Annotated in this window: 29 protein-coding genes; 18 read left to right on the top strand and 11 right to left on the bottom strand. The window is 56.1% G+C overall.

Annotated elements, in window-relative coordinates; translation table 11 throughout:
* The 5 genes from ACLL9E_RS01465 to ACLL9E_RS01445 form a co-directional block, all read right to left on the bottom strand.
* A partial coding sequence (locus tag ACLL9E_RS01465; RefSeq protein ID WP_411289976.1) for a hypothetical protein occupies positions 1-333 on the bottom strand: 333 nt, incomplete at its 3' end.
* 156 nt (positions 334-489) lie between these two features.
* The gene (locus ACLL9E_RS01460) at positions 490-2,217 is read right to left on the bottom strand and encodes an alpha/beta hydrolase family protein (protein ID WP_411289975.1); all 1,728 of its coding nucleotides are present in this window, start codon (positions 2,215-2,217) and stop codon (positions 490-492) included.
* A gap of 314 nt (positions 2,218-2,531) precedes the next feature.
* Entirely contained in the window at positions 2,532-3,653 is a 1,122-nt protein-coding gene (locus ACLL9E_RS01455; protein WP_411289974.1) for an alpha/beta hydrolase, read from the bottom strand.
* A gap of 320 nt (positions 3,654-3,973) precedes the next feature.
* Positions 3,974-4,924 (bottom strand): hypothetical protein, encoded by a 951-nt coding sequence (locus ACLL9E_RS01450; protein WP_411289973.1) that lies wholly within the window; start codon positions 4,922-4,924, stop codon positions 3,974-3,976.
* Positions 4,925-5,040: 116 nt separating this feature from the next.
* Positions 5,041-6,297: a S8 family serine peptidase gene (locus ACLL9E_RS01445; protein ID WP_411289972.1), complete on the bottom strand. Its 1,257-nt coding sequence runs from the start codon at positions 6,295-6,297 to the stop codon at positions 5,041-5,043.
* Between the two features lie 110 nt (positions 6,298-6,407).
* On the opposite strand from ACLL9E_RS01445, the gene ACLL9E_RS01440 reads away from it, so the two are divergent.
* Positions 6,408-6,896: an RNA polymerase sigma factor gene (locus ACLL9E_RS01440; protein ID WP_411289971.1), complete on the top strand. Its 489-nt coding sequence runs from the start codon at positions 6,408-6,410 to the stop codon at positions 6,894-6,896.
* Positions 6,893-7,594: an anti-sigma factor family protein gene (locus ACLL9E_RS01435; RefSeq protein WP_411289970.1), complete on the top strand. Its 702-nt coding sequence runs from the start codon at positions 6,893-6,895 to the stop codon at positions 7,592-7,594. Before ACLL9E_RS01440 ends, ACLL9E_RS01435 begins: the two co-directional genes overlap by 4 nt.
* Before the next feature lie 91 nt (positions 7,595-7,685).
* On the opposite strand, the gene ACLL9E_RS01430 is transcribed toward ACLL9E_RS01435, so the two are convergent.
* Positions 7,686-8,018, bottom strand: coding sequence for a hypothetical protein (locus ACLL9E_RS01430; RefSeq protein ID WP_411289969.1), 333 nt, complete (start codon positions 8,016-8,018; stop codon positions 7,686-7,688).
* A gap of 410 nt (positions 8,019-8,428) precedes the next feature.
* On the opposite strand from ACLL9E_RS01430, the gene ACLL9E_RS01425 reads away from it, so the two are divergent.
* The 5 genes from ACLL9E_RS01425 (at position 8,429) to ACLL9E_RS01405 (ending at position 12,490) form a co-directional block, all read left to right on the top strand.
* Entirely contained in the window at positions 8,429-9,064 is a 636-nt protein-coding gene (locus ACLL9E_RS01425) for an RNA polymerase sigma factor (RefSeq protein ID WP_411289968.1), read from the top strand.
* A gap of 74 nt (positions 9,065-9,138) precedes the next feature.
* Positions 9,139-9,714 (top strand): cupin domain-containing protein, encoded by a 576-nt coding sequence (locus ACLL9E_RS01420; RefSeq protein WP_411289967.1) that lies wholly within the window; start codon positions 9,139-9,141, stop codon positions 9,712-9,714.
* A 54-nt stretch (positions 9,715-9,768) separates the two neighbouring features.
* Positions 9,769-10,473: a hypothetical protein gene (locus tag ACLL9E_RS01415; protein WP_411289966.1), complete on the top strand. Its 705-nt coding sequence runs from the start codon at positions 9,769-9,771 to the stop codon at positions 10,471-10,473.
* A gap of 169 nt (positions 10,474-10,642) precedes the next feature.
* A complete protein-coding gene (locus ACLL9E_RS01410; protein ID WP_411289965.1) occupies positions 10,643-12,232 on the top strand; it encodes a DUF4331 domain-containing protein in 1,590 nt (529 codons plus the stop codon).
* Between the two features lie 12 nt (positions 12,233-12,244).
* On the top strand, positions 12,245-12,490 hold the full coding sequence (locus ACLL9E_RS01405) for a hypothetical protein (protein ID WP_411289964.1): 246 nt from the start codon (positions 12,245-12,247) through the stop codon (positions 12,488-12,490).
* A 47-nt stretch (positions 12,491-12,537) separates the two neighbouring features.
* Here the strand turns inward: ACLL9E_RS01405 and ACLL9E_RS01400 are convergent, their stop codons facing one another.
* Entirely contained in the window at positions 12,538-13,341 is an 804-nt protein-coding gene (locus ACLL9E_RS01400; RefSeq protein WP_411289963.1) for a DUF4198 domain-containing protein, read from the bottom strand.
* Here ACLL9E_RS01400 and ACLL9E_RS01395 point away from each other — a divergent pair.
* From ACLL9E_RS01395 to virB11, 11 genes are read left to right on the top strand one after another with little or no spacing between them, the layout of a single operon-like run.
* Positions 13,228-14,043 carry a HupE/UreJ family protein gene (locus ACLL9E_RS01395; protein WP_411289962.1) on the top strand — a complete coding sequence of 272 codons (816 nt, stop codon included), beginning with the start codon at positions 13,228-13,230 and terminating at the stop codon, positions 14,041-14,043. The genes ACLL9E_RS01400 and ACLL9E_RS01395 overlap by 114 nt on opposite strands.
* Positions 14,040-14,522: a hypothetical protein gene (locus tag ACLL9E_RS01390; RefSeq protein WP_411289961.1), complete on the top strand. Its 483-nt coding sequence runs from the start codon at positions 14,040-14,042 to the stop codon at positions 14,520-14,522. The genes ACLL9E_RS01395 and ACLL9E_RS01390 overlap by 4 nt, the downstream gene beginning before the upstream one ends.
* A gap of 2 nt (positions 14,523-14,524) precedes the next feature.
* On the top strand, positions 14,525-15,175 hold the full coding sequence (locus ACLL9E_RS01385) for a lytic transglycosylase domain-containing protein (RefSeq protein ID WP_411289960.1): 651 nt from the start codon (positions 14,525-14,527) through the stop codon (positions 15,173-15,175).
* The gene (locus ACLL9E_RS01380) at positions 15,172-15,468 is read left to right on the top strand and encodes a TrbC/VirB2 family protein (RefSeq protein ID WP_411289959.1); all 297 of its coding nucleotides are present in this window, start codon (positions 15,172-15,174) and stop codon (positions 15,466-15,468) included. The genes ACLL9E_RS01385 and ACLL9E_RS01380 overlap by 4 nt, the downstream gene beginning before the upstream one ends.
* Positions 15,465-15,740: a type IV secretion system protein VirB3 gene (locus tag ACLL9E_RS01375; RefSeq protein ID WP_411289958.1), complete on the top strand. Its 276-nt coding sequence runs from the start codon at positions 15,465-15,467 to the stop codon at positions 15,738-15,740. Before ACLL9E_RS01380 ends, ACLL9E_RS01375 begins: the two co-directional genes overlap by 4 nt.
* On the top strand, positions 15,724-18,087 hold the full coding sequence (locus ACLL9E_RS01370) for a VirB4 family type IV secretion/conjugal transfer ATPase (RefSeq protein WP_411289957.1): 2,364 nt from the start codon (positions 15,724-15,726) through the stop codon (positions 18,085-18,087). Before ACLL9E_RS01375 ends, ACLL9E_RS01370 begins: the two co-directional genes overlap by 17 nt.
* Positions 18,084-19,265, top strand: a complete 1,182-nt coding sequence (locus tag ACLL9E_RS01365) for a type IV secretion system protein (RefSeq protein WP_411289956.1) — start codon at positions 18,084-18,086, stop codon at positions 19,263-19,265. The genes ACLL9E_RS01370 and ACLL9E_RS01365 overlap by 4 nt, the downstream gene beginning before the upstream one ends.
* Positions 19,262-19,930 (top strand): virB8 family protein, encoded by a 669-nt coding sequence (locus ACLL9E_RS01360; RefSeq protein ID WP_411289955.1) that lies wholly within the window; start codon positions 19,262-19,264, stop codon positions 19,928-19,930. The genes ACLL9E_RS01365 and ACLL9E_RS01360 overlap by 4 nt, the downstream gene beginning before the upstream one ends.
* The gene (locus ACLL9E_RS01355) at positions 19,927-20,613 is read left to right on the top strand and encodes a TrbG/VirB9 family P-type conjugative transfer protein (protein ID WP_411289954.1); all 687 of its coding nucleotides are present in this window, start codon (positions 19,927-19,929) and stop codon (positions 20,611-20,613) included. The genes ACLL9E_RS01360 and ACLL9E_RS01355 overlap by 4 nt, the downstream gene beginning before the upstream one ends.
* Complete coding sequence (locus ACLL9E_RS01350) at positions 20,610-21,716, top strand: TrbI/VirB10 family protein (protein ID WP_411289953.1); 1,107 nt, start codon at positions 20,610-20,612, stop codon at positions 21,714-21,716. The genes ACLL9E_RS01355 and ACLL9E_RS01350 overlap by 4 nt, the downstream gene beginning before the upstream one ends.
* A complete protein-coding gene (gene virB11 / locus ACLL9E_RS01345) occupies positions 21,713-22,744 on the top strand; it encodes a P-type DNA transfer ATPase VirB11 (RefSeq protein WP_411289952.1) in 1,032 nt (343 codons plus the stop codon). The genes ACLL9E_RS01350 and virB11 overlap by 4 nt, the downstream gene beginning before the upstream one ends.
* A 207-nt stretch (positions 22,745-22,951) precedes the next feature.
* Here virB11 and ACLL9E_RS01340 read toward each other — a convergent pair whose 3' ends face one another.
* The 4 genes from ACLL9E_RS01340 to ACLL9E_RS01325 form a co-directional block, all read right to left on the bottom strand.
* Entirely contained in the window at positions 22,952-23,260 is a 309-nt protein-coding gene (locus tag ACLL9E_RS01340; RefSeq protein WP_411289951.1) for an amidohydrolase family protein, read from the bottom strand.
* Positions 23,261-23,291: 31 nt separating this feature from the next.
* A complete protein-coding gene (locus ACLL9E_RS01335; protein WP_411289977.1) occupies positions 23,292-23,621 on the bottom strand; it encodes an amidohydrolase family protein in 330 nt (109 codons plus the stop codon).
* Between the two features lie 17 nt (positions 23,622-23,638).
* A complete protein-coding gene (locus ACLL9E_RS01330) occupies positions 23,639-25,051 on the bottom strand; it encodes a dihydrolipoyl dehydrogenase (RefSeq protein WP_411289950.1) in 1,413 nt (470 codons plus the stop codon).
* Between the two features lies 1 nt (position 25,052).
* Positions 25,053-26,312 (bottom strand): NAD-dependent succinate-semialdehyde dehydrogenase (locus tag ACLL9E_RS01325; RefSeq protein WP_411289949.1); only part of this gene is annotated, 1,260 nt, incomplete at its 5' end.

Below are 26,312 nucleotides of genomic sequence, written 5' to 3'. Positions count from 1 at the left end.
TGCTAACGCAGCGCGCGTCATCAATTCCCGGTAACGGTGGGTAACGAGCACCACGGGCACGATGAACCCCAACCAAATAACCACGGCGCTTCCGATGGCCATCGTCCAACCATCGGCCTCGGGTGGTGCCAAAATTAACGCTCCTGCCAAAATTGACGCAAACCAAGCTTCCGCAATACATGCCAACGGCAGTAAGATAGTCCATTTCCCAAAGCCAAAGGATGATGGCGTCCCGGTGGCGCGATTTAACAAGAGATAATATGCCGCGCCAAATGCAAGGCTGGCCAGCGTAGCAGCAACGATCGAAAAAGCATTAACAACAATGTAAATCATCTCCGCTCCTTCATTTGAAAATCAGCGAAACTCCGAGATACCTTATGAAATGTCGCAGAGGCGAGCTAAAGCGGAGACTGCGCGGGTTAATGATCGGCAAGAGCCATTTTGAAATTCAACCATATCGCAACGAAATTGCAATTCCAGACCCCAAGCTTAAATCTGTGTAGCCGTCCCAGCGACAGCATAAAGGGTCACTAAAATTCCCGCTATCAGCCCGCCTGGGCGATAGCTACCCGTCCGCTGCCACGTGAAGATCGCGATGATCGCTACTGCTATTAGCACCGGCACAAATTGAATTGCGATGACGGTGCTAAGCGGATCGAAAGCGGTGATAAGCGAACCGGTCATGAATAACACACCGTAGATGATACCCAGCATCACAATGAACCCAGTCGTGAGTGTCATAATAGCAGCACCATAACGCCGTCCGGCCGTGTCGCTCCCGACCGTCGCACGGGTCAGCGATCTGGTCGTTACCAGAAAGGCGAAAGTGAGCGGCACGACGTAGATCGCGGCAATCGCCCACTGGCGAACGCTGGGAAGCTTTACTGCGACTACCCAAAGACGAAAGTCTGTATGGAATAATTGATCGACCAGCCAAAGTGCGGCGTACCCTGCCGCCACTGTTGCCACAGCCAACAGGATTGATTTGCCCCAGCCTGTTTGAATCGTGCCGGGAGAACGTGGCAAAAACCGGCCTATCAACAGGCTCAAACCAGCGCTGACCACAGCCCAAAGTGTAATTTGCGACGTGACCGCCTGCGGAAGCCACCGCGAAGCGGGTAGAAGAAGATAGGCTGCAATAAAGGTTGGAAAAAAGAGCAGGGCCGGCAGCGCGGTGCTTAATGCAAACCCCTTCCACCACGCAGCGTCGCGATATGCGGTCACTGGCATTGTTGCGTGACGCATCGAAACGAACAGTGGCAATCGGGCAAGCGCATCAAATGTGCCGAGCATGATCATGACGAAACCGACAAGGCCAATCCCCGTGCCAACTTCCTTCCAATACCATATTTGATCTCTTGCCGGTCTGGGATTGCCCCCGATAAGGGTAGCGGCGAACCATTCGATCGCGTTTCCAATAGCGACCGTAGACGCATGATCACCCGGATGGGTCGTAGCAGGCTGATAGAGTTTTCGGGCTGTCCCGGCCTCGATGGCGCCGTACAGACGATTTTCCACAACCGGAGCCTCAGTACCAAACACTGCCTGCAGCTTGCCGCTCTTCGCCACATCGTTCGCGCGGGGTACCCCCCACATCAAATTAGAAAATTCGTCGTATCGGCTGAAAACGACTGCCAGATTGCGTGGCCAATTCGGCGATCCTTCCTGAGCAAAAGGAGCGCCTGTCGAGGACCCTTCCAAGACCATAGACGAATAACCTGTGGGCATTGCAGCCGCAGCCGCAAGTACTGTCCACCCGCCCATGCTGTGCCCTTCCAGACCAATCTGACGGGTATCGACCATCGGTAAGGATCGCAAATATCTCAAGCCATCCGGTCCGCCAAACCCGTTTGAGAATGCGGGCCCCCCGCTATAGCCGTGCCCGGTCTGATCAAGTGACAAAACAACGTAGCCCCTGCGGGCAAATTCAATAGCAAAACCGTCCTGCGTCTCGCGCGAGTTTATGTAGCCGTGGACGGCAAGAATACCGGGTGCCGGTGTCGCGGATGTGGCATTTTTCGGGACGTACAACAATGCGCTCATGACTTTGCCATCTGTGCCGTTAAACCGCACATCCCTTACAACTGTGCCATCAGCCGTGCGAATGCTCTGCGCGAGAAATGCCCCTGCGAGAACCAGAGCCAATCCAGCCAAAACCAGCCACCAGCGCGGTTTTGTAATTATGCGGCTATCGATGTCTTGTACTATGACTGGCAATCGCAATCCCCCCACTGCTTTTTCGCTTCCCACAAGCGTAAGCCAGTAACTTTTACGTTACAACTATTGGCATAGCAATCGCATGAACCAATGCATCGCAAATATTGCTGGGGCACCGCAAAGCAGAGAGCACGATAGGCTACCTCGCAATAGACAACGACGATGTTCTCACCTTAGCTGAACGCAAGGAAATATTATTGGCGGGCCCTTCGCGCACTTCGAGGGGCACCTCCGCCAAGCAAACAGCATGGCTGAAATTGGCCGGGAGAAGACAGTCCGAATTTTGCCTTCGCGCTGAATTTCATCCGCGCCGTTTAACGCTTCATCGGCTTCTTCGCGAACTCTGTCTTCAATTTCTTGACTGCCAGCATATTGGCATCTTTCGCTCCACGGACGACCTTGGCCATCCCGAAAAATTCGTGCGTTACGCCCATATAGGTTTTTTGCTCAACCTTCACGCCCGCTTCTTTTAGCGCGGCCGTTAAAGTATCGCCGTCAGAGCGAAGTGGGTCAATTTGCGCATTGATGATCGTCACAGGCGGCAACCCGCGAAGGTTGGCAGCAACAAGATTAAGTCGGGTATCTTTCGCATCGGCCATGCTATTTTGATAATAATGCCCGAACCAATTGAGCATGGCCCCGTTGAGCGGTTTGGCATTGGCCGAATCCATCCGCGAGGGAAGCGTGCTGCCTGTATTAGCGATCGGATATACGGCAAGCACATGGCGCGGCATGGTAAGCATGTTGTCACGCGCAAAGATTGTAGTGGCAACAGCAAGATTGCCGCCTGCGCTTTCACCGGCAATGGCAATCTTCGTCGGATCGCCGCCCCATGATGCTGCATTCGCGAGTGTCCACCTGTAGGCAGCTGCGGCATCGTCATGTTGCGCGGGGAATTTAAATTCTGGTGCTGGTCGATATTCGACCGACACTACAATCGCATTAAGCTCTTTGGCGAGCATGCGCGGTGCCGCGTCATATGTGTCAACCGTCGCAATTACCCACCCACCGCCGTGATAGTATACAATAACGGGCATTGCCCTGTTTCCTATTGGCTTGCCCGGCTTGTAAATTCGCGCGAATTGTCGGCGGTGCGAACCATAAGGTATATCCTGCGTTATAACTGATGCATCGGGCGTCGCTGACATGCCCTGCATGCGCATCGCGGCTTTAGCCCCATCAGCGGCTGATGGCTGGAGCCGCGCCTGCGCAGCGGTCAGCGTTTCGATCGGTTTGCCGCCAAGTCCAGCAAGCGCATCCAAAACCTTTTGCATGTCCGGTGTCGGTTTGGCGGGCGCTGTCGCAACCGCCGCAGGCAGCGTCGGAGGAGGGGCATCAGTATTCCGCGCAGACTGCGCCGTAGCTAAATTTGACGTGGTAAGCATCGCGAGCGCAACCAAGGCCGCCAAAGGAGTGCGTGAAGATATACGGTTCATATGATTTGTTCCTGTGTGCACCCCTACGCTTGCATAACAGGTACCGAGAGCAGACGTTCCGTGGCGCCCGTATTTATGAGTTTTGCGGCCACCCGAACTACAGTTTCAAGGACGGAGCAAACTCCACCGGAGCGACCGGACTTCGGTACGAACCGAAACAGCAACAAATGGGTCGGGAGCGGAATTTCTGCTTGCGTGCGTGGATCGATGCGTAGCTGCTGTTTATTACTCGCTGAATCTGGATTGCTAGTAACGTTCTAACAGGCGGCAGGCCGGATATGCCCCCGGCCTGCCAAGTTTGGGGTAAACACCCGGCGAGTTTAGCGCTCTTTGGTGTTATTGGCTTCGCGTGAGCGGTTGCCGCCAGACTTCTGGGCTGAAGGCGTGCTGCTTTCCGATTGTGCGCCGGTGGCCGGTGCCGCCTCCTGCTGCTTTGCGGCTGACGTCAGCTGGCCCTTGGTCATGCCTGTCACCAAGGCTTCGCCCGAACCCGAAAAGTTCGCGGCCGGCAGGGTGGCGGCACGGTTGCCGGCTTCGACTGTTACCGCCTGAACTATCCCCTGCTTGGTCTGCTTGACCGACTGGACATAGCCGATTGTACGTCCACGTGCGTCTTCGATGGGCATGCCAGGTTCAATCGCGAACATGCCTGCACTATTGGCGGCTGCCGATCCGGAGGCGGCCAGCTGGCCGAGGCTGCCTGATGCCATTCCATTGCCCATGCCGCTTGCGTCGCCGGTTATTGCGCCTGCACCCGATGCGCTACCGACCGCATTGCCAGCGGTAGAACGCGCGGTTGCAGCGGTTGAGCCGGCCGTGCCGCGTAAAGTATCGACTGTGCCGCGCGCCTGACCGACGCCATCTTGCGCGGTAGTGCGGAGGGCATCTGTACCGATCAGTTGCGCGTCAACGCTGCCGCTTTTCGACGCATTGGCCGAACCGCTGCTTGCGCCATTGACGCTGCGGTCAAGAACAGAGGTGCCGCCGGTTACGGAACCGTTGCTGCTGCCTTGGGCTTGCCCGTTGCCTTGAACGCGTCCTGACTTGCGGTCGACCTGCTTTTCGCCTCTGAGCGAGCCGGTACTGTTGCCGGTAACGCTGCCGGCGGTGCGGGTGATCGGGCCAGTCATGTCGCCGCCCAGACCGCCGCCGAGGCCACCCGTCAATCCGCCACCACCACTGCCGCCAAGTAATTGAGCAGACGCGGGAGTCGAGATGGCGATTGCCAGCGCAATCGCCGGAATGATCGAATGATTGAAAGTAAGTTTCATGTTCGTTCTCCTTCTTTGCAATGGCATTATTGCCTGCATGTGCGAACAACGATGGGGGTGCGAAATTTCATCCTTAGAATAAGCCTATTATTTTTTGTGCCTTACAAAAGGACAGATTATCGTCCGCATTTCCCGCAGACCAAGCCGTGTCCATAGAGTGGGTCATGCCCCTTTTTGCCGAGATCAATAGCTTCAGCCATGAGCTTGCGAACAGCGGGTTCGACGGCATTGTTTGATTGGCGGGGGTACAAAGTGGAAAGGCGAGCGGCGACAAGGGGGGCGGCGAAGCTCGTGCCGCGTACCCGGGCCTTTTTCGTTGCGTCTGTCGCGCTGAATATATCTGCGCCCGGTGCAGCGAAATCGGTGTGTACGGCGCGCCCTGCTTCGGGGAGCACGCGATTTCGTTCATCTACGCCGGTGACAGCAAGCACCCCTGGATAGGATGCAGGGTAGGCTGGCGGGGAGGCAGGGCCGTCATTTCCGACCGCAGCAACAATGATGACGCCTTTGCGCTGTGCCGCTGCGACTGCGGTTTTCAGGAGGGCATTGTGCGGGCCGATGAGACTAATCGTCACGACCGAAACGCCGCGACCAGCAAGCCAGCCAAGCGCGCGGGCGATGGCAGCAGCGTTGCCACCCGCCTTTGCTGTGCCATAAACATCAGCGGCAAGTAGGCTCGCTCCCGAACGCGCGCCTTTGATGTTGCCATTTCCGATCATCAACGCTGCGACAGAAGTGCCGTGGCTGCTCGCCGTGGGCGCGCCTGCGGCAAAGCCGTTCTGCTCAACGCGGCCGCGCACCGAAGGATGATCGGCAACACCGCCATCAATAATGCCCAGCGAGGCGTTGGTGGAGGTACTGGCGGCTGCGGTCGTGGCGAGAGGTGGCGCAAGGCTCGCGCCACCTAGGAAATAGATGTGGTTGGCGTCGATTTCTGCATCGGGGAGCAAAGCACGTAGCTTCTCCTCGGCCTTGGCAAGCGACATTGTGGCTGGCGTGGCGAAGCGGACATAATTGAGGTTAAGCCCTTCGATGGCATCGCGCGAGAGCAAGGCGAAGCCTGCCACCTGTGCTGCCTTGATAGCATCATCGCTGACGCCGGTTGCCACGAGTTCACCGCGCACGGCGGGGTCGCGATTTGAGTCATAATCGACTGCGTCGCGGTTCTGGCGAACGAAGCGGGTAAGGCGGTCAAGGCGCGCTGACTCCAACGTGCGGCCAAGCTGCGCCAAGGCTGCACTGGTTTGCGGTAGCTCGACCGGAAGCTCCGGCAAGCCAACGGGTGGCAGGCCGCCAGTGGGCAGGCCAAGCTGAGCGAACGCTGCCGCCGAGAGCAGGGTCGTGCACATTGCGGGGAGGAACCAATGCTTCATAATCTTGCTTTCTTGGGCTTTCGATGCGACCTGTCACCTGAAATTTCACAGGGACATGGATGAAACGACCACACGCCATCGTTTCATCCACATAGCCATGAAGGAATTGAATGGCATTTGAACAAGAACTGCTTGCGCTGTTGCCGCGATTGCGCCGGTTCGCGCGCGGACTGACCCAGCATCCTGCTGACGCGGATGATCTGTGCCAGGCTGCGATCGAACGCGCCCTCAAATCGCGCGACCAGTGGCAGGCCGGAACGAGACTGGATAGCTGGATGTACAGGATTACGCGAAATATCTGGATCGATAATCGAAGGGCAACTGCACGGCGGGGTATTCATACCGATATAGACGATGGCGTGATGCAGATTGCTGATAATAGTCATGCGCGCATGGAGGCTTCGATGGAACTGGGCGATGTCGACCGAGCGATGGCACGGCTGCCCGACGAGCAACGCGAGGCTGTGATGTTGGTGCTGGTCGAAGGCTATGCCTATCGTGAGGCGGCAGAGATATTGGAAGTGCCGGTGGGCACGTTGACATCGCGGCTAGTGCGCGGGCGCGAGGCGCTGGTGCGCGAATTGGGAGAAGCGGCATGACTTTTGATCGCGCCAGTATTGCGGCCTATGTCGATGGCGAGCTTGATCTTGTGAGCGCCAAGCGCTTGGAAAAGGCGATGGCCGAGGATGCCCCGCTGGCGAAAGCGGTCGAGGCGGAGCGGATGCTGCGCGCGCGGCTATCGGCGCACTTCGATCCGGTGGCGGAGGAACCGGTGCCGGACCGGCTGGCGGCTTTGCTTTTAAACAATGTCAGTCTTTTGGACGAGCAACGTTCGAAGAAGACCGCGCGCTGGTATCGGCCATCGGTGATGCAATGGGGCGCGATGGCAGCTTCTCTGGTCGTAGGGTTGATGATTGGCGGGACGGCACTTAACCGCGATGCCGGCTACGTGCGTGACAATGGCGGCGTATTGGTTGCTTCGGGCGAACTAGCCGACGCGCTGCAAACCCAGCTTGCATCAACGCAGGGCACAGATCCAAAAGTGCGCATTGGCACCAGCTTTGCCGCAAAGGACAGCAGCTATTGCCGGACCTTCGAAAGCGCATCGCTCGATGGCATTGCCTGCCGTGCGGGCAAGGACTGGCAGTTGAAGCAGACTTTGTCGGGCAATGGCACCACCAGCGCATATCGCCAGGCTTCTGCCGGGGCGCTCGCCGAAGCAGCGGCGGCGATGATGGCGGGTGAAGCGATGGACGCTGCTGCCGAGAAGGCCGCAGCAGAAAAGAGTTGGAGATAATTCTCTTGTACCGCGTCGACGAGGAGAGCACAAAAATGGCGGGAGCCGAAGCTCCCGCCAGTATCGGTTGGCTGTCAAAGGGAGGGGTCGGTCAGCCAACCGTTACGCGACCGGCGCGGTAACCGCGTTCGCGCATTTTTTTTACATAATCCTTGTCGGCATCGACCAGCTCGTGGTGATATTCTTCCCACGCGTCGCGCTGGTCTTCAGCGTCAGTAGCGCCCCTCAGGTCGCTTCCGAGCTCCTGCTCGGCTTCACGTACATCAGCCAAATAGGCGTACCACGGCTTGTTATAGAGCCCGGCAATCGGTTCGCTGCGGATTTTAGTTGTATCTTCCGGGCCGTCCGCGAAGGGTACGGCATGAACAGTGGTTGCGGTAATCGCCGCGACCGAAAATAATAGGGCTTTGGTTACATTGTGCATATTTCGTCTCCTTGAATTTGCTCTGTAAAGTTGAAACGTTGGCATCGCCGCATTTCATCCATGCCTGAACAGATTTTTTCGCAAAAAATGCAGCCACTTTGGGAGTTCGCTGCTTGGCTCGCTTGGTGACGATGACTTATATTTCGGACGGGTTGACCGCTTCAGTAATCAAGTTAGCCGCGCGTCGCTCAGCTTTAGGGCGAAGAGCGCCAGCAAAGTGCTGCAGAGCAGGCTTTATTGCCGACCGAATATTTGAACGCTTTTTCAAGGGCTGCTTTCTGCAGCTGACACAGATTGTGAGAGACCAAGCCGCGCAACCATATTTAAAGTCTGATTAGAATGAACCCGAGTGCATCCCGACTGCGTTTACCTTCGTAGCTAACAGCTGACGTTGCAGGGAAATTGACCGGATGAATCAAGAACAACACGTTGTAAAGTATGGTCTTAATACCATATCTGATCCACACGGTGGTGCTGCTTCCAGGCAAGAAACGTCCCAATTGGGCTACGCAACACAGGAAAAATGTAGGGATAACCTATTCCCAGTCTCTATTTTTTCTAAGATTGCTAAGGGTGATCAGAAGGCGTTCCAAAATCTCTACCAAGAAAATTGCGGTCTGGTTTATACTATTGCGCTGCGGATATTGAGGGACGGATCCCTTGCCGAAGATGCTGTTCAGGAAGCTTTTGTAAAAATATGGCGGTCGGCGGGACAGTTTGATGCCACATTAGGCACGCCGCAAAGCTGGATATCGATAATCGCACGTAATGTTGCGCTTGACCTTATTCGCAAACGACGGCCGCATGAAGAACTTTCGGATACCGACATTGCGTCGATTGCCGCAGATCCGTGCGAACCTTCCGATCCAAAGCTCGGCCAATGTCTGGCGCGATTGCCAGAAGAGCAGATTACAGCGATTGTTACGATGTATACTTACGGAATGAGCCACTCAGAGTTGTCGATCCACCTGGGAGCGCCAGTTGGCACAATTAAAAGCCGCGTGCGGCGCGCGACAGCGTCCTTGAAAAAATATATGAACGTCTGAAAAGGAAATTTTCGGCCTGCTACTCTGCTTATGCGTCCAAAAAGCGTGTACAGTACGTATTGAGGGTTGAATTCATGGGTAACGAGCAAATGTCGATTGAAGATAAGGCCATCGGATATGTGCTGGGATCATTATCGCCGGAAGAACGCGATATTGTGGCTCGTGAACGGCTGTTCAACGCAGACCTCGACAAGGAAATATCATTGGGCGAGCGTCTTTACAGCGGATTGCGTCGCAATGACGATCTTGAAATCCCGGCCACCGAGATTTGGAGTCGGATCACTGGCGCCATAGCAAAAGAGGACGCTGCGCTGGCCAAGATATTCGTCGAGGATTGCAGGTCCGGTGGCTGGCAGGAATATGCAGCATCGATTCAAACCAAGACATTGTGGTCGGACAAAGCAATTCTGATCCGCTGCAACCCGGGTGCGGTCGAAGAGGAGCATGATCAGCCAACAGATGAAGATGAGCACATTCTCGTCGTAGCAGGCGATTTGAATCTAGCTGGACGCATTTTCGGTACTGGCGATTACCTCCGGGTTCCAGCAAGCGCAGTGCACAAAAAGATGACCACAGAGCGCGGGTGCCTATTATTCACCGAATATGTCCCGGCGAGCGTCGCTGACGCATCGACGGCATCACACGCCTGACCCGCCGGCGCAATGCCGACCGCTTCAGCCCATCAAGCAGAAACCGACGGGCTGATGAAGAGTTTCCGAAAGTTGTTGCTGTTTACATCGGTCTTGTTTGCACATTTGGTCATTATCGTTCTGCTCGTGCTTTGGCGAGATGCCGCCCCCTTGCCCAAAAAGCAGGGAAACTTGTCCGTATTTTCACTGTCGACGGCACCAAGCCAGCCGTCGATCCGGGTAGCGCCGGTCATCGTTCAGGACATTAAACCGATCTCAACGACTCCGGAGGAGGCCTTCGGCGAGCAACAGCAAAGCGCTGAGGGCGATCCTGAGGGAGAAGTCTGCTCGCCGATCGATGTTGTTACAATGCGACTGACGAGTGACCCGACTGTGCCAGCAGAAATTAAGATGGTGCCGCGCACGGATCGATCCATTTCTGAGGCGATCGTGATTTGGAATGCCGAGTGGAGTAATACGACGATTTCCGATGACGCACCGCTAAGGAATGTCCGCGATCGCATTGAAACCACGCTCGCCGAACTGCCGCTGGAATGCCTCGAAACGCCTGTTGCGGGCCCAAGGCTAATTCCGATCACTATCGATGGAAGCACAACATTTCTGGCATTCGGTTCGGGCCAGTGGACTTGGCAGCAGCTTATCGAGCCACAACACGAACCGTTGTTTGTGGTGGGTGACTGGACGTGGGAAGATGGCTTCAAACAGAATTTCCTTCGGCAACTAAAATCTTTTGAACGTTCGCGTCCATCGACGGATTGAAATCCCCAACTGGTCAATGCGACAGACCGAATAAATTTCACGACGAAACGAGTGCTCCCGATGAAGCCGTTCATCCGGCTTGCGACGTAATATGTACGAGCCTCGGTAAAGCGCACAATAACGAACCATGAGAAAAGACGTAGGCGGGTTCTTGTTCAGGAGTAGTGATATGAAATTTCAAGATTTATTGAAAGTGAGTACTGGCGTCGCGCTGGTAGTCTGTGCAAGCTCGGCCGTTTTTGCGTCGAGCCACCGGGAAGCTCCGGGGGTTACGGAGATCCCTAAGGTCGACAACACCGACGTGTATGCTTTTCGCAGTTACGAACCCGGTCGCCAAGATTATGTCACGATTATCTCCAATTTTCAGCCGGACCAGGGTCCGGGCAACGGGCCGAATTATTACACGATGGACCCCGACGCGGTTTACGAAATTCATATCGACAGCAATGGCGACGCCAGGGAAGACCTGACCTACCAGTTCAAATTTTCAAACCAGCTTAGCGGTCCAAAGGGCATCACGTTGAATGTCGGCGGGGTAGATCAGTCGATTGCGCTTCGGCATGTCGGACAGATTTCGAGCGCAACCGACGCAGATCTTGGTGAGCGTGAAGTTTACACGGTCACGCAAATCACCGGAGACAAACGCTCGGGCGCTCGCGGCCAATTGACCAGCGGCGGCAGCGCGACCTTCGTGAAGCCGTTTGACAATGCAGGTAACAAATCAGTCCCGAATTATCCGGCTTATGCCAACCAGTTTGTTTACAACAATGTCGCGATCCCGGGCTGTGCAACACAGGGTCGGGTTTTTGCAGGCCAGCGCGCCGAATATTTTGCCGTCAATCTGGGTCCAATTTTCGATCTCGTGAATTTTGTTCCGATCGAAGGTGATAATGATCCAGTCTACGGCAACGGCTCGCCATTTCCCGGTGGAATTACGCAAAGCCAGGATAACCAAGAATTGATCGGCAAAAAGAACGTAACCTCGCTAGCGATTGAGATACCGATCGCATGCCTGAAGGGAGCGGGAAATGGCGTCATAGGCGTTTGGAGCACTGCTAGCCTGCCACAGGCTCGTTTGCTTCGACCGACCCCGAATACCCGAATGAGCGACGTGCAAGGCGGTGCCTTGGTTCAGGTTTCTCGCCTTGGTATGCCTTTGGTAAACGAAGTTGTTATCGGACTGCCTGAGAAGGATTTGTTCAACGCGGCCAAGCCTACACAAGATGGCGCGCTAGCATCTTACGTCACCAATCCGACGTTCCCTGCAATTCTGGACGCGCTTTTCCGCGCTCCGGTAAATGCGACGCTTGGGACGTCTTTTACTAACCTTGCACCGACCAACTTTCCACGAAACGATCTGGTTGCAACGTTCCTGACCGGTATTGCGACGTTGAATCAGCAGAGCACGGTCACTGCTTCAGAAATGTTGCGATTGAATACGGCAGTTAATCCGACACCACAGGCTTCGCAAAGGACCCTCGGCGTTGTAGCTGACGATCTGGCAGGCTTTCCCAATGGACGCAGGCCTGGCGATGACGTCGTAGATATTGTCTTGCGCGTAGCCATGGGGCGGCTGTGTTATCCCGTTCCGATTGCGGGTAAGCCGACCAATCTTGGCCTGTGCACACCTGCGCAAGCGCCAACCGGCAACGTTGCCTACACCGATGGTGCGCCGAGTAATGCAGCCAATATCCAGAACGCCTTTCCTTATTTGAACGCTCCTTTGCGCGGAGCTCCGCGTCCACAAACCCAGCCATAAGGAGCGAGAGTAATGAAACGCAAAAATCTTAATCTCCTTCTATTCGCAGTTCCGATATCGACACTTGCTGCGTGTGGAGGCGGTGCCGATAACACGACACCGCCGCCGCCGCCGCCAACGACGGTGGTCCAAGAAGATAGGTTCGGAGTGGCTTTCGGGACCGCATTCCGTGCCGACCCGAACGCGACCCCAATTGAGCCCAAGGACGGCGACATCATACCACTTAGCTTAACAACCGAGCCAATTGATGTAAAATGAAGTAGCGATAATGCCGGGGCGGCAACGTTGTGTCGCTCCGGAATCGTTTAAGGGTTTGTACGTTTATCGTAACCGAACGTCAGGCTGGAGAATATTGTATCGAAATCCGCACCTGGACGTCCTTTGATCGGTTTCGTCCATACAACATTCAAGAGCCATGCTCCGCTTTCGGGAATACGAAAGGCGGCACGGCCGGAACTGTCCGTTTTTACAATGGCAACCGGTTTTTCGTCGGAATAAAGGTTGGTGAGCTTAACCGTCGCACCCGCCAATGCTTTGCCTTCATAAATGACGCGAACCGGAAGGTTACGCGAACTGCCAAGGACATATGGGTCACGTTCGGGTACAATCTCGAGCGCCAATCCAATCGCTTTTGTCGTGTGGGGATCGGTGCGGCCGGTGCTATCGCCCACGCGGATCAGCACTTTGGCACGTCGGCTATAAAATTCACGCCCGGCGCTATCTGCGGTGCCGGTACGGTTTCGATATTCCAGTATTGGCGTCAGCCCCTCATCCTTGGCATAATCATTGAAACGCTTCGCCGGCAATTCGGACGACGCCCTATTGGTCTGCATCGCCAGCACGTGAACGCCGGTCCCGGCGAAAGCGGTAAAGATATGCGGACCGATACCGCGTTGTTTGAAGGCGTTGCGCAGGTCGGCGGTACCGTTAGGGCCAATCGATTTCAGCATAACAATACGACTTGCGTCGGCTTCCCATCGGCCACGGTCCTTTCCATGACCGATCAGCGCGGTAACCGGCAGTGCAACACCCGGATTGGTTTGGAACGACTGTGGTTGCAGCCAAAAATCGTGCGCAGTTGCCGAAGTAGCTATAAGGAAAAGCGACAATTTAGACAGAATGAAGCGCATGAAGGAAATATTCTTTCAAAATATAGTTGTCATATTGATAATAATGGTAAAGATACTGCATTGTCCATCGATTTATCTTTTAATAAAAAAATAACTTTAAAAATGATTTTTACTACGACTTTACTGTTTACATATAGCGTTCCTGCTTACGCTCATCAGCAGGCGGATACCGCAGGCGGAATTGCTGCCGGTTTCAGCCATCCGTTTCTTGGCCTAGATCATATGCTGGCAATGATCGCGGTGGGGATCTGGGGAGCATTTCTTGGCAAACCTCTGCTCGTCATTTTGCCGATGGTTTTTCCGGTTATGATGACTGTCGGAGCGGCCGTGGCGATGATGGGAATGCCGTTTCCGCCAGTCGAATTCGGGATTGCGTTATCAGTCATCGTGCTCGGGTTGATGATCGTTACCACTACGCGCGCGGTGCCTGTCGTCGCTTGTGCAATCGTCGGTGTCTTCGCGCTGTTCCATGGTTACGCGCATGGTGTCGAGCTGCCCGAGGCTGCTGATCCTGTCGGGTACAGCGTCGGCTTTGTACTTGCTACGGGGCTATTGCATCTGGTTGGTATCGGGTTGGGTTTGTTCAAAGGTATTCGCTTTGGGGAATGTGGATTGCGTGCGGCGGGTGGTGCAATCGCGGCGGTTGGCGCCATGTATCTGGTGACGGGTTTGCTGTCATGAATGCTGGATTCCTTCCGCTGGCCCTACTCTGTACAGCGCTCGCATTGGCGCTGGCCAAGACACCGCTTAAACTGTCCGCGTTGGCGATTGTTTTGTTGGTTTTCACCGCACTGCTGTCTTTTGCCGTTATACCTTCGGCGCATTGGGAAACACCTGCGATGCTCGGGCTTTGGGTCAGTGCGGCGATCACTGCCTTGCTTGCCTATCTCCCGCGCGGCATCAAAGGAATTTGGGTTTTATTGGCAAGCGTGAATGCCGGCTTATGGGTCGGGGTCGTTGCCCATTCAGCGGGTGGGGAAATTGGCATCGCTTCGGCACTGCCGTTTGCATTATTATTCCTGCCCGCCACCTGGTTACTGGAAAGCCAATTTGGCGCTGCTGTGAAAATCGCAGCAAGTTGGATTGTCGCCGTTAGCATCTTGGCCTTTACGGTCGCGCTCACGCCGGTGCCGGGCTACGCGCCGGATCATATGGAATGAATATGGCTGAGCTTTTCCGCTTCTTTGTCATAATTGGTTTCTTCGCTTCGCCGACCTATGCGCAGGTGATCGAAGTCGGGGCCGACGGCGAAGCGACCGTTTATGACGCGCCCACTATATTTGATGACGAGGGCAGCTTGCCGGTTTTCGGACACGCGGTTTATTCCAGTCATTCCAATATTACACGCTCTTCCGCAACGGCGTCGGTCGCCCTAGTGGAACAAGACTATGATCTGCCAAAAGGCCTTGTTCATGCGGTAATTCATCAGGAATCGCGGGGGCGTGTCGACGCAGTTAGTATCAAGGGCGCGCTCGGGCTTATGCAGTTGATGCCGGGAACCGCGGCGCAGCTGGGCGTCAATCCGTATGATCCGGAACAGAATGTTCGTGGCGGTGCGCTTTATTTGCGCCAACAGATAGACCGGTTCGGCAGCATACCGCTGGCGCTCGCTGCGTATAATGCGGGTCCGGGTGCGGTACTTCGCTATGGCGGCATCCCGCCCTATCGGGAAACGCAAAATTACGTGTCGACGATATTGCGGCGGTGGCAGCCGCCACCAAGTTCAAACGCTGCGGCTGCCCCAAGAACCGTAGCGCCCATTGTTCCAGCCATTAACGAAAATGCTTTTTTTATCGAGGTAACCGAGCCATGAAATATCGACTTAGCGCCCTTTTCGCCTTGCTGTTTTCATCGCCAGCCTTTGCTCAATATGCTGCGCCCGACCCGGCTGGTTCCGGACCAATTGCTGGCGCGGTGGATTGGTTGCAGGGAACGCTGCTCGGCAATGTCGCCACCGCCGTTGCTGTGATCGCAGTCGCAGCGGTCGGATTCATGATGCTGTCCGGCCGGGTGAACTGGAAATACGGCGCGACTGTAGTGCTGGGGCTGTTTATCCTCTTTGGTGCAGCATCGATCGTGGGTGGAATCCGTTCGGTGGCCGGGTGAACCGCGATCCTTTGTTTAGAGCGCTGGCGCGTCCGCAGATGGTGGCAGGCGTCACCTATCCGTTTTTCGTACTCAATGGCATCGTAGCCGCCGAGGTTTTCCTGATCTTCAAAACGCCGCTTGCGTTGTTGCCGTCGCTGTTCATCCACGCGTTGGGCTATGCAGCGCATTTGCGCGATGCCCATATCATGGCATTGTGGATGACGAAGCTGCGCCGCACGCCACCTGTTAAGAACCGCCGTTTATGGGGGGCTAATGCTTACCGCGCGTGAAAAACTGGCGCGCCGCGAAGCTGCGGTCGGCGACCATATGCCCTACGCAGCGCAGATTGACGATCACACGATAGTCACGCGCGACGGACTTGCGCTGCAAGTCATTCGGCTCGAAGGCTTGCCGTTCGAAACGATCGACGCGCTCACTCTGGAAGCGCGAAAGAATGCGCGCGACGCGATGCTGTTGTCAGTCGCATCGTCACGCTTTGCTTTGGTGCATCATGTTGTCCGCCGCGCGGTAGAACCAATATTCGAAGGAAAATTTGACGACCCATTCAGCCAGTCTCTTGACCGTGCTTGGCAAGACCGGCTTGCCACGCGGCGGCTTTACGTTAATGATCTGTACCTCACGCTCGTCATTCGTCCGCTCGGTGGCCGTGCCGGGATTGCCGAAAAAATGCTGGGGCTTTTCGGCGCCGGAGGAGCAAGACAACAGGCCGGGCCCGACATGCGCCAGCTGAACCAGGCACGCGAGGCAATCCTCTCGGCGCTCGAACCGTATCAACCCAAATTGCTTTCCGCCTACGACCTGCCAAAGGGCTTGGCTTCGGAACCCCTCGAATTTCTGGCCTCGCTTTTAAATGGCGTCTCGCTGCCGCAATTGCTTCCTACCGGTGATCTGGGACATGCGATGGCTCGACGCCAGATCAGTTTCGGTGCAGACGCCATCGAATTCGGGCCGATGAATGGCGAACCGTCCGAATACGCGGCAATTCTTTCGATCAAGGACTATCCGGCCAATACCGACGCCGGAATGCTCGATGACCTTTACCGCCTGCCGTTCGAGATGACGGTGACGCAAAGTTTCGCGATGATCGACCGCGGTCCGGCGCTTGAGCGGATGGACCTAGCGCTCCGCCGGATGCGCTCGGCCGATGATGCCGCGATTTCGCTACGATCCGAACTGGTGCTGGCCAAGGATGAGGTTGCTGCAGGACGTGCGGCATTTGGCGAACATCACCTAACCGTCATGATACGCGCGGACCAACTCAGCGAGCTTGAAGTTGCAATCGGCGAGGCACAGGCCATGCTCTCCGAAGCCGGATTTGCTGCCGTGCGAGAAAATCTGGGATTAGAGGCGGCGTTTTGGGCACAGTTCCCCGGGAATTTTGGTTATATTGCGAGACGCGCGCTGATTTCATCTGCCAATTTTGCGGGATTTGCGAGTGCGCATAACTTTCCGGTGGGACAGCAATCGGGCAACTTCTGGGGCGACGCCGTAACGTTGTTCGAGACAACATCGGCTGGCCCCTATTTCTTCAATTTTCACCGCGGCGACCTTGGCAATTTCACAATAATTGGTCCGTCCGGATCGGGCAAAACCGTTGTCCTTGGCTTCCTGCTCGCGCAGTCGCGTCGTTTTTCACCGCGCATAGTCTTTTTCGACAAGGATCGTGGAGCGGAAATTTTCCTGCGGGCAATTGGCGGCGTTTACGACACGCTACGGCCCGGCGAAGCAACGCGGCTAAACCCGTTGTCGTTACCCGATAGCCCGGCAAATCGGGGTTTCCTAACCGAATGGCTGGCCACTTTGGTAACTGTGAATGGCATACCGCCCACTGTCGAGGAATCGGCGTGGATCGCAGAAGCCGTTGACGCCGCTTACGCAGGTCCGCCTGAACATCGGAGGATGCGGTATCTCGCCGAACTATTCAGGGGACGCGGACGCGCGTCGGGAAGCGATCTTGCCGCGCGGTTCGCGCCTTGGCATTCGTCGGGTGAACATGCCTGGCTGTTCGACAACGAAGCCGACGGGCTAGAACTTGAGGCCGAGACCATCGGTTTCGACATGACCGCGATTTTGGACCAGCCCGTGCTTCGGTCGCCTGCAATGCTCTATCTTTTCCACCGCGTCGAAGAGCGGCTTGATGGGCGCCCCACGATCATTGTCGTCGATGAAGGTTGGAAAGCACTCGATGACGACGTATTTGTAGCGCGGATCCGCGACTGGGAAAAAACCATCCGGAAACGCGGCGGTATCGTTGGCTTTGCCACGCAATCGGCATCGGATGCGCTCGAAAGCAGGATTGCTTCGGCCATAGTCGAACAGGCCGGGACGCAGATATTCATGGCCAATTCGTCGGCACAGGCGCACGACTATATCGACGGATTTGGCCTCACTGCGCATGAATATGAGCTTGTTCGCAATATCCCTGAAACCGCACGTGCGTTTCTCGTCAAGCATGGCAATGATAGCGTTGTCGTCAGGCTGAACCTTGCGTCAGAGCCTAATTTGCTGACCGTTCTGTCCGGCCGCGAACGTACGGTGCGCATGCTCGACACCCTGCGCGCCGAGGTTGGCGACGATCCTGCCCTCTGGCTGCCGTTATTGTTGGAAGCGGCATGAACCCCGGTTTTTGTGCCGCCCCCGAAGGCCCCGGCCTTGCGGCACGATTGCTTGCCGATACCGATTGCCAGTCGTTCGGACTGGTCGAGCGCGGCTACGCCGCTCTATCGCAACCCGGCGGACCGGTTGCCGCCACGCTTACGGGCTTGCTGGTATTGGCAGTCGCATTCTTTGGTTACCGGCTGATCCTCGGGCGCGGGCTATTGCTTGTTGATGCTGTCAGCCTTGCGCTTAAAATTGGCGTAGTGTTGCTTCTGGCAACATCATGGGAGGCGTGGCAGGCGGTTGCCTATGACACATTCGCTCGCGCCCCTGTTCGGGTTGCAGGCGAAATGTTGACAGGGTTAAACGCCATTGACCCGATTGCCGGATTGCAGGCGGCGCTCGACGGGCTTCAGGACGCGAGCGTTGGTTACCGCACCCGGGCGGGTATTGCATCACCTCTGGTTGGCGGCCCTGCGGCGGCTGCAATGACGCTGAACCTATCAAGCTATTTTCTGACGCTGTCGATCCTTGGTCTGCTAGTGGTGGCGCGCATTTTACTGGCTTTGCTGCTTGCTATCACCCCGGTCATGGCGGGCTTCATCCTGTTTGATGCGACCCGCGGAATGGCCTCACGCTGGCTTGCTGCGATGGCGGCTGCTGCATTTGTACCGATGTTTGTGTTGGTGCTCGCTGCGGTCGAATTGTCGATCCTTAACCCCATGATCACCCGGCTCTTGGCCGAACAGGCAGCCGAACGCTTCGAGAACGAAGCCGTCACACCCATCGGCTTGGTCGCCGTCATCTTCGCATTGTCTATGATGGCCGCCGTATGGGCAGGTACCAAAATTGCATCAGGCATCCGCCTGCCAGGAGCCGCAAAGACTGCACCGACGCAAGAACCGATTTTGAAAGAGAGTATAATGTCACCCCCCATCCTAGCCGAGCAGCAGTCTTCCGCTGTTCATATTGCACAAATGCTCGAACGTGCTGCCCGCCGCGAGGCTGGACCAACACCAGCAATGGCAGGGGCGGCATCGTTCATGCAGATATCCAACGCAACATCAAACGGAAGCCGCGCGCGACGCGACGCAAGCGCACAGAGTGAAGGCATATTCGCGGCACCAAGCTCACGTCGCGCCGCCCTACCGCGCGCTCAGCGGCGGACCCGGACAACGGCGCGGAGGGACGCATGAACGAACGCGAGGAATATTTCGAAAGCGCACGAAGCTGGGCCGAAACACAAAACGGATCCGTGTTGCGCGAACGAAAGATCGCCTGGATTGCGGCTGGGGTCGCAACCGGCATAGCGCTTATCTTGGCGTTAACGTTGCTGATATTGTTGCCGTTGAAATCGGTGGAGCCGTATGTTGTTACGGTTGATCGCCAAACCGGGGCCGTGCAGGTTGCGACTGGCATTACACCGGGCAAGCTCTCGGAAAATGACGCTGTTATCCAAGCGGAACTTGCGCGCTATGTCCGGGCACGCGAAACATTCGACGAGACTGATCTTCCTCAGATGTACCGGCTTGTGCAGTTGATGTCGGCGCGTAACGTATCATCAGCCTACGTTAAAATGATGTCGCGCGACAATCCAAACAGTCCGCTGCGCACTTTGAATCGCGGCGACGTGCTTGCGGTGACGATAAAGAGCGTATCGATCATCAGTGCGTCCTCTGCGATCGTCCGGTTTGATGTCATGCGCATTACGCCAACGGGCAGCCAGTCGCTCAACACTTATGTTTCGGCGATCAGCTTCGGGTTTAACGGGCGGCCAATGCGCGCAATTGACCGCTTCGATAATCCGCTCGGCTTTCAGGTGACGCGCTATCGCCGCGATATTGAAGGTTTGGTTCAGTGAGCAAATTGTTCCTGATATTCGCGCTGGCATTGGCAACGCCGCTTCATGCGCAAAACGGGCCGGACGCGCGTGTGCAAACGGTCTTTTGGGATCCGGACCAGATCGTCAACATCACCGGCGCCACAGGATGGCAATTGATGATCGAGTTTGCAGCGGATGAGCGCATCGAAAATGTCGCTATCGGCGATGCGCAGGCCTGGCAGGTGACGCCCAATAAGCGCGCGCGCAACCTGTTCCTCAAGCCGCTGCTGAAGAATGCGCAAACCAATATGACCGTCATCACCGACCGACGCCGGTACATATTTGCGCTGGACACTGCGCCGCGCCGCGCATCGACGCCCTGGGTCGTGCGTTTTGAGTATCCACCGCCGCCGGTAGTTCTCGTGCCGGAGATTGTGGAGGAACAACGACCCGTCGTCGAGAATTCCAACTATATCAGGCAGGGTGACGCCGGGTTAATGCCGACGCGCGTATGGGATGACGGACGGATGACATATTTTGAGTTTGACGAGAATGTTTCCTTGCCTGCGATTTTTGTCGGCAAGCCTGGAAAGGATGAGGCGCTGGCGAATTCCACGATGCGCGGACGTGTCGTCGTTATCCAACAACTGGCGTCCGCATTCACGCTCCGCGATGGCAAGCGCTTTGCAACGGTCCGACGCACCGACGGGAATGAAAAATGAATGAAGACATACCTATCAAACCGCTGGCTGTCGCAAGAGAGCCGCAACGGATTCCTGTTGGCGTAATTGCTGGGGGCCTGGGCCTGTTGGGCTTTTTGGTATTCCTGATGATGGCGAGCTCTCGGGCCGCTACGGCTCAGCAGGGTTCAGACCTCCCACCACTCAACGGCTCACCGATAAGCAGCGCCAGTCCGTTGCCGCAAGTCACCGTCGCAGCCACCCCTGTTCAGCCTTTTGCCGCCGCGGCGACTGCTGCTTACGTCGCCCCTCCGGCTGTGTCGCCAGCAGCATCGTTCCCGCCTTCGTTCGGACCGACCCGGATGGCACCTATCCGCGAAGCCGAACGCGCGCGTCAGCCAATCCTTATTGTCGACTTCGCGCAGTCGGGCACTTCCGGTCCCGCGCCGATCGGCGCGCCAGCGCAAGGGACAGTGGGTGTACCCACGCTTCCCGTCGACCAAGGGCCTAAGCTTTCCAGTTCAGAAAGTTTTTCCGCGCGCGTGTCGAGGGAAGATGTCGCGGTTGCTGAGGCCGTCCAATTGCCCCGGCTTAACCGTTTGGTGCCGCAAGGGTCAATCATAGCAGCGGTGATGGAAACCGCCCTCAATTCGGACCTGCCGGGCTTTGCACGTGCGATTGTCCAGCGTGATGTGTTGAGCTTCGAAGGCGGCGATGTGCTCATTCCGGCCGGAAGCCGTGTCATTGGTCAATATGAATCGGGCGTAGCACAAGGCGCGTCGCGCGTGTTCATTGTCTGGACGCGGCTGATCCGTCCCGATGGCGTGACAATTGCACTGGCATCACCGGCAGTCGATGAACTCGGTCGCGCGGGAGTAGCGGGCAAGGTCAACCGCCACTTCTTACGTCGTTTTGGGGGCTCAATCCTGCTTTCGGTTTTGTCAGGCGGCTTGAACGCAGCGACCGCGGCGGCAACACGCGGGTCGGCGGTGGTGGTCAGTTCATCAAGCCAAGCGTCTGGCCTTGCCGAACAGGCTTCCAAAGACCTCGATATTCCGCCGACAATCAAGACACCACAAGGTGCAGCGATCCGCATCTTTGTTGCCCGCGATCTTGATTTTACCCGGGTGGGACCAACGCGGTGAACCAGATTTCAAGCGTCTATTTGGGTACATTCCTTGCGCCATTAATCCCGTATCTCGAACGAGAAGACGTTACCGATTTGTACGTCAACAAGCCGGGGGAACTGTGGCTCGAGACGGCCCATGGTACCGAAAGCCATATTGTCGAGCAGCTGGACGAAGCATCCCTCTGGCGGCTGGCACGGCAGATCGCGGCAACATCCGATCAAGGTATCAGCCGGGAGCATCCCTTGCTCGCGGCAACCTTGCCCGACGGCTCGCGCATCCAGATTTGTGCGCCCCCGGCAACACGCAGCTTTATTGCGGTCGCCATACGCAAGCATAATGTGCAGAATTTGCGGCTGTCGGATTATTTTTCAGCTGGTGCATTCTCACGTGTTGGAGAAGCAGCCTTGACCGAAAAAGCGGTCAACCGGTCACTCACCGCACTGTTAAATGCCGGAGACACACAGGAGTTTTTGGCGGCTGCGGTGCGCGCGCGCAAAACAATCGTCATCGGCGGCGGAACCGGAACGGGGAAAACAACATTTCTGAATGCCATGCTTCAGGAGGCGCCTGCCTATGAAAGGCTGATCCTGATTGAAGACACTCCGGAAATCCAGCTTTCGCATGAAAACGCCGTTGGCTTGATTGCGGTACGCGGACGACTCGGTGAAGCTGAAGTTAGTCCGGCCGATTTGGTTGAGGCTGCGCTACGGCTCAAGCCCGACCGGATCATCATGGGCGAAATCAGAGGAGCCGAGGCGATGAGTTGGCTGCGCGCTGTCGGCACCGGGCACCCTGGGTCGATAACCACTGTGCATGCCAACTCGTCAAGGGGTATCGCAGAGCAACTCGCGCTGATGGCGCTCATGTCAGGTGTTGAACTCCGCCGGTCGGAACTGATCGACTATGTGCACGACATAGTGGATATTTTCATCCAATTAGGTCGCCGAGATGGTGCCCGCCTTGTGTCAGAAATCGAATTTAAAGGAAGCACCGAAGCATCCTTCGATGTCATCCCCACCCCGATCCGACAACGCGCGAGCTAAGCGATTAAGCATTTGGTCGAGCAATCACCTGACCGTGTCGATGCGCACGGCGAGCGTGGTATCATTGCCTGTTAGAGGCCTATATGCTATTCGATCTCACGTAAGTTGATGTCTTATCCTTCCAATGGTTTGTGACCCGAGGAATGGTTCACTTTGCAGAAGCAGCGGTGTGTGTTGCTTTTCCTTCTTTGAAGATTTGCAGTACTTTTATATCCTTGAGTCGGGTGAGGGCACAGTGAGCGGGTTGCCACTGAGGATCAGTAGATTTGAAAGCTTACCGTTGACGATCGACTCTTTGGAGGCTTTTTCTCCAAACTGGTAAGCACCGTTAACCTTAACGGCCTTCAGCGCATGCAATGGAGTGACGGGCTCGTCCGGTCCGATAATTACGCCTGACCGCGCGATTCGGTTCACCGCCGACCAAATGACGAGCGTTTGATCGATTGGCACAACGTTGAAGTCCGAGTGATTGGCTAGATTCAGTCCAACGGCATAAGCGAATTTAAGCCTGTCCAATTCCTGTTGGGCTATTGGGGCTCTTCCGCCATTAACACCGGAAAGGCAGCGGTCTCCATAATAGACCTGACGACGCCTGTGAACCTTCCTTACGTGGGATAATACCGCCGCCAGGAGTGGGCTTCGCTGCGGAAGTTTTACATTTTTGAAGGGCTTTAGAATTCTGTACCACGCCGTGCATCGAGACGTGAAAAAGGTATAGGGGATTGTTGGGAAATGTAGCATCGATCGCGTCGCGTGTTAGTGGTGCAGCAAAGTTTTCGGCATAGCCGTAACCAACGATTTGGTCTCCTCGTTTGTAGTTTCGCTCAGCAGCAAATGTCTTCAGGGTGATGATGATCTCGGCAGCATTGCTTGACAGACCCGCAGGTGTATGGGTTACGCGCCTGAAGGTGTCCCGCGGTCTTGGTCTATTGGCAGGGCAAGCGGCGTTGCGCCACAGATCGTGCGCAAGGCGGACTTTAGCCCTTCTTCTATTGTGGGGTGATAGAACGGCATTCCCAGAAGCTGCGTTGCGGTGTGTCCGTTTTGGACGGCCCACGCAATGATGTGCGCCAAATGCTCGCTGGCCGGCGTGAACAGGTCTGCTCCAATCAGACGGCCATCTGGCGCAGCGGCATAAAGCGTCAGTACGCCCTGGTTTACGCCTTCAACGCGCGCTCGTCCCTGGTCGGTGAATTCTGCAGTGCCGGTTATCACCCCGTCATCCTCGGACTTTCCGATCCGTGCCACCGGAGGGCTGGTAAAGGTTATGCTGAACGCGGTGAAACGTTCTGTCTTGATCGAGGCGGGGAAGGCCACGGCATTGCGGCCGGCAATAGCACCGTCATGCGACGCTTCATGAAGAAGCGGCAAGTCATGTCCGGCATCGCCTGCAAGGAAGATTGAACTATCTCCGCATTGCATGGTTTCACGTTCATGTTCGGGAACGCCGTGTTCATCCAGCGCAAGACCGGTGGCGGCCAAGTTAAGGCCATCGAGATTTGGAGGACGCCCCGTTGCAACCAGCGCATAGTCGAAGGTGGCATCGCCCGACGAATCACCGTTCCACTCAATCCGGATACCCGCATCCACCGCGCTTGGCTTGAGTTTAACGTTTAAAACGAGGCGCAGATCATCTTCGATTGCTGTCTTGAGAGCCGCGTGAACCTTATCACAGCGGATCCCGCCCAACCTGCCGCCATTATCGAACAACGTTACTTCAACGCCCAGTCTCGCCATGGCTTGCGCCAGTTCAAGTCCGATAGATCCAGAGCCGATAACCGCAAGGTTGTTGGGCAGGTCTTCGAGATCGAAGATCGTCTCATTCGTCAGAATGCAATTGCCCAGCTTGGCAAAAGCGTCAGGGACGGAAGCCGATGAACCTGTCGCAATCACGATGCTGCGAGCCTCGATCATGCGACCATCACCAAGGCTCAGCGTTCCAGCATCCACGAATTTGGCGAGGCCGCGTAGCCGAACGCCATCGGGAATTTCGTCAAAGCTCTCCTGGGTCAACCTCACGAACCGATCGCGTTCGGTGCGCACGCGGTGCATCACAGCCTTGCCGTTGATCCGGATATCACGCACCTCGATCCCGAATTGCCCAGATGACCTGGTCGCGTGCGCGGCATGAGAGGAGGCGATCAAAAGCTTTGAGGGCATGCAGCCGACGGTCGCACATGTCGTCCCGTTGAAATTCGGGTCGATCAGCAATGTGCTGGCACCGTTGGAACGCGCTGCGCGTTCAGCTGCCAGCCCCGCGGTTCCCGCTCCAATCACCGCGACATCGCATCGAAGGGTTTCGTTCATTTCAGTCTGCGATCGTGATCGATTTGACGTTCACGAATTCCTTTAGCCCGACATCGCCATGCTCGCGGCCATAGCCAGAATCCTTCACCCCGCCGAATGGCATATCGGGAGATGCGAGCGCAAACGTGTTGATATTGACCATTCCTGTATCGAAATATGTCGCAGCCATTGTTATGGCTCGCTCGACATCCTTGCTGAAGATGCCGCCGCCCAAGCCGTAGCGGCTGTCATTGGCAATGCGCATTGCGTCCTCATCGTCCTTGGCCTTTATGATGGCTGCAACGGGACCGAAAATCTCGTCATCATAAGCGGGCTGGCCGGGCGCGACGTCAACCAGCGCGGTCGCTGGATAAAACCATCCCGTCCGATCAGGAATTGCTCCGCCAACCAATGCCTTCGCGCCTTGAGCGACGCTTTTCTCTACTTGTGCGTGCACCTGATCGCGCTGACGGCACGATACCAAGGGACCCAATTGCGTGGCGGTATCATTCGGATCTCCCATGGCAATCGCACCAAACGCTTTCGTGTACCCTTGGACGAATGCGTCGTAGTTCTTTTCTGTAACGATAAAACGCTTTGCACCCACGCAGGTTTGGCCATTGTTGAACAATCGGCCTTGCACACATGCCTTTACCGCGAGATCGAGGTCGGCGTCGTCAAAAACCATATACGCATCGTTCGACCCGAGCTCGAGGACAGTCTTTTTGGAAACCGACGCAGCTTTCTGCGCAACTGCGCGACCAGCACTGTCGCTGCCTGTGAGCGTTACACCCCGCACCAGACTGTGCTCGATAATGGTGTCCGATTGGTCGTGGGTAATCAACAGAATGCCGAACAAGCCTTTCGGCAGACCAGCGCGCTCGAAAATGTCGCGCAGCATCAGTCCGCTGCCCGTGCAGTTTTCCGAATGCTTCAAAAGCACACCATTGCCGGCCATCAGGCTTGAAATGGAATAGCGCACTGCCTGATAGCAGGGGAAATTCCATGGCTGAATTCCATAGATAACGCCAAGCGGGGCATATGTTACCAACCCCCTGCCGTTCGGCATTTTACGCTGCTCATCGGCAAGAAAAGTGGGACCATTTTTTGCGGTAAAATCGCAGATTGCGGCACATAATTCAATTTCCGACAACGAATCGCGAAGTAATTTTCCGACCTCGTTCGTCATCAATTGAGCGAACTCATCCCTTGATTTGCGCAATTCGGTTGCGATCGATGACATCACGCTCGCGCGTTCATCGAGGCTTTTCAGTCGCCATGC

The organism is Sphingorhabdus sp. (genome assembly GCF_046596595.1).
In the GTDB taxonomy this organism is placed as follows: domain Bacteria; phylum Pseudomonadota; class Alphaproteobacteria; order Sphingomonadales; family Sphingomonadaceae; genus Sphingorhabdus_B.
This window is presented reverse-complemented; position numbering and strand designations above follow the sequence as displayed.

Excerpts from the sequence above, each read along its gene's own strand:
- ACLL9E_RS01435 (WP_411289970.1), top strand. The coding sequence starts at position 6,893 with ATGACTTTTGATCGCGCCAGTATTGCGGCCTATGTCGATGGCGAGCTT.
- ACLL9E_RS01360 (WP_411289955.1), top strand. The coding sequence starts at position 19,262 with ATGAACGAACGCGAGGAATATTTCGAAAGCGCACGAAGCTGGGCCGAA.
- ACLL9E_RS01390 (WP_411289961.1), top strand. The coding sequence starts at position 14,040 with ATGAATGCTGGATTCCTTCCGCTGGCCCTACTCTGTACAGCGCTCGCA.
- ACLL9E_RS01385 (WP_411289960.1), top strand. The coding sequence starts at position 14,525 with ATGGCTGAGCTTTTCCGCTTCTTTGTCATAATTGGTTTCTTCGCTTCG.
- ACLL9E_RS01330 (WP_411289950.1), bottom strand. The coding sequence starts at position 25,051 with ATGAACGAAACCCTTCGATGCGATGTCGCGGTGATTGGAGCGGGAACC.
- ACLL9E_RS01370 (WP_411289957.1), top strand. The coding sequence starts at position 15,724 with ATGCTTACCGCGCGTGAAAAACTGGCGCGCCGCGAAGCTGCGGTCGGC.
- ACLL9E_RS01450 (WP_411289973.1), bottom strand. The coding sequence starts at position 4,924 with ATGAAACTTACTTTCAATCATTCGATCATTCCGGCGATTGCGCTGGCA.
- ACLL9E_RS01455 (WP_411289974.1), bottom strand. The coding sequence starts at position 3,653 with ATGAACCGTATATCTTCACGCACTCCTTTGGCGGCCTTGGTTGCGCTC.
- ACLL9E_RS01405 (WP_411289964.1), top strand. The coding sequence starts at position 12,245 with ATGAAACGCAAAAATCTTAATCTCCTTCTATTCGCAGTTCCGATATCG.
- ACLL9E_RS01430 (WP_411289969.1), bottom strand. The coding sequence starts at position 8,018 with ATGCACAATGTAACCAAAGCCCTATTATTTTCGGTCGCGGCGATTACC.
- ACLL9E_RS01415 (WP_411289966.1), top strand. The coding sequence starts at position 9,769 with ATGAAGAGTTTCCGAAAGTTGTTGCTGTTTACATCGGTCTTGTTTGCA.
- ACLL9E_RS01445 (WP_411289972.1), bottom strand. The coding sequence starts at position 6,297 with ATGAAGCATTGGTTCCTCCCCGCAATGTGCACGACCCTGCTCTCGGCG.
- ACLL9E_RS01365 (WP_411289956.1), top strand. The coding sequence starts at position 18,084 with ATGAACCCCGGTTTTTGTGCCGCCCCCGAAGGCCCCGGCCTTGCGGCA.
- ACLL9E_RS01350 (WP_411289953.1), top strand. The coding sequence starts at position 20,610 with ATGAATGAAGACATACCTATCAAACCGCTGGCTGTCGCAAGAGAGCCG.
- ACLL9E_RS01410 (WP_411289965.1), top strand. The coding sequence starts at position 10,643 with ATGAAATTTCAAGATTTATTGAAAGTGAGTACTGGCGTCGCGCTGGTA.
- ACLL9E_RS01395 (WP_411289962.1), top strand. The coding sequence starts at position 13,228 with ATGACCGATCAGCGCGGTAACCGGCAGTGCAACACCCGGATTGGTTTG.
- ACLL9E_RS01425 (WP_411289968.1), top strand. The coding sequence starts at position 8,429 with ATGAATCAAGAACAACACGTTGTAAAGTATGGTCTTAATACCATATCT.
- ACLL9E_RS01420 (WP_411289967.1), top strand. The coding sequence starts at position 9,139 with ATGGGTAACGAGCAAATGTCGATTGAAGATAAGGCCATCGGATATGTG.
- ACLL9E_RS01380 (WP_411289959.1), top strand. The coding sequence starts at position 15,172 with ATGAAATATCGACTTAGCGCCCTTTTCGCCTTGCTGTTTTCATCGCCA.
- ACLL9E_RS01440 (WP_411289971.1), top strand. The coding sequence starts at position 6,408 with ATGGCATTTGAACAAGAACTGCTTGCGCTGTTGCCGCGATTGCGCCGG.